This is a genomic window from Actinomyces sp. HMSC075C01, from assembly GCF_001812965.1.
GTDB lineage: Bacteria > Actinomycetota > Actinomycetes > Actinomycetales > Actinomycetaceae > Actinomyces > Actinomyces acetigenes.
In genome coordinates, this window is sequence record NZ_KV811000.1 from 1 (window position 1) to 1,130 (window position 1,130).

The following is a 1,130-nucleotide window of genomic DNA, read 5'->3' on the forward strand; positions in this document are numbered from 1 at the left end:
CTCCCGTCACACGCCGCTCCGGCTCATCGATCCGCAGCGAGGTGCATCTCCCACGGCGGCAGCAAGAGGCTCAAGCGCGCCACATTCCTGTCCGTCTTCACCTCCCTGCGCTCCGACCCCCAGGACGGACGGGGCCACGGCACCGAGGCCCTGCGCCGCTCCGGGCTGCTCGACGTCCCCACCACCGACCTGCTGTCTGGAGTGAGTCCTGACTCGTGACACCTTAGTGCCCTGGGGACTGTAGGGATTTGAGGATGCTGGCTGCGGTTGGGGTGATTTGGGGTTGGGCAGTGATCTTATGGCCGTTGAGGTTGATGGTGACGTCCTGAAGGGGCTTGAGGGCACGGATGATGCGCTTAACGCTGATCCCGGTGGTCTCCTGGAGGTGCCGGGCGACGGCCAGGGCGGCCATGACCACGGTCAGGTGCGCCTCGATGGCATCGCGCTGGTGGTGGAAGACCGGTCGGGCTCTCAGGTCGTGCTTACTCATCCGGAAAGACTGCTCGACGTGCCACAGCTCGTGATACGAGGAGACGACCTCACCGGCATCCATCAGATGCGCGGGAACGAAAGGTGACATAGCCCTTGAGCCCCACCAGCGACCTGGCCCGGGCCAGGGACGCCTCATCGAGCACCTGATCGCCTTGATGGACGGTGACGAACCTGGTGCCCTTGGGACGCTTCTCGCCGGCGATGACGGCCCGGGCCCGGTTCTCCTGAGCGGTCAGGGTCTGAGTGTCCCTGGCGGCGCGCTTCTTGGAGTAGGCCCACACCGCCCGCCACGACCCCGAATACTTGGCTGGATCCCAGACGGGCTCAGCCCTGACAGCCTTGTCCCGCTCGCTCCTGGAGCCTTTCTTGGGGGTGATGGTGTCAATGAGCTGCCCATCGGTGAACGCGTCCCCGGCCCAGTGGAAGTGGGCCTCCAGGTCGCCTGGGGCCCGGGTGGTGCGTGCCCCGACAATGAAACGTAGGTGCGCCTTGTCCAGGGCCGTGAGGTTGGCCGCTGAGAGCATGCCGGCATCAGCGACGATGACGAGCTCCTCGATACCGTGAGCGGCCTGGAAGGCCTCCACCACCGGGATGATCGTGGTGGTCGAGCCTGTCAAGGTTTCTGTGTAAGCGGTTTA

General features: G+C 65.4%; 2 protein-coding genes and 1 pseudogene. 1 reads left to right on the top strand and 2 read right to left on the bottom strand.

Annotation, left to right across the window (positions count from 1 at the left end):
* Positions 1-219 (top strand): annotated as a pseudogene (locus tag HMPREF2883_RS15520) (hypothetical protein); the annotation flags it as partial.
* A gap of 4 nt (positions 220-223) precedes the next feature.
* Here the strand turns inward: HMPREF2883_RS15520 and HMPREF2883_RS15865 are convergent.
* Together HMPREF2883_RS15865 and HMPREF2883_RS15870 are read right to left on the bottom strand one after the other, a co-directional pair.
* Positions 224-490, bottom strand: a complete 267-nt coding sequence (locus HMPREF2883_RS15865; protein ID WP_371080574.1) for a hypothetical protein — start codon at positions 488-490, stop codon at positions 224-226.
* Positions 491-539: 49 nt separating this feature from the next.
* Positions 540-1,109, bottom strand: a complete 570-nt coding sequence (locus tag HMPREF2883_RS15870; RefSeq protein ID WP_371080576.1) for an IS1634 family transposase — start codon at positions 1,107-1,109, stop codon at positions 540-542.
* Positions 1,110-1,130 lie beyond the last annotated feature (21 nt).

Coding starts and splice junctions, on each gene's coding strand:
- HMPREF2883_RS15865 (WP_371080574.1), bottom strand. CDS start 490: ATGAGTAAGCACGACCTGAGAGCCCGACCGGTCTTCCACCACCAGCGC.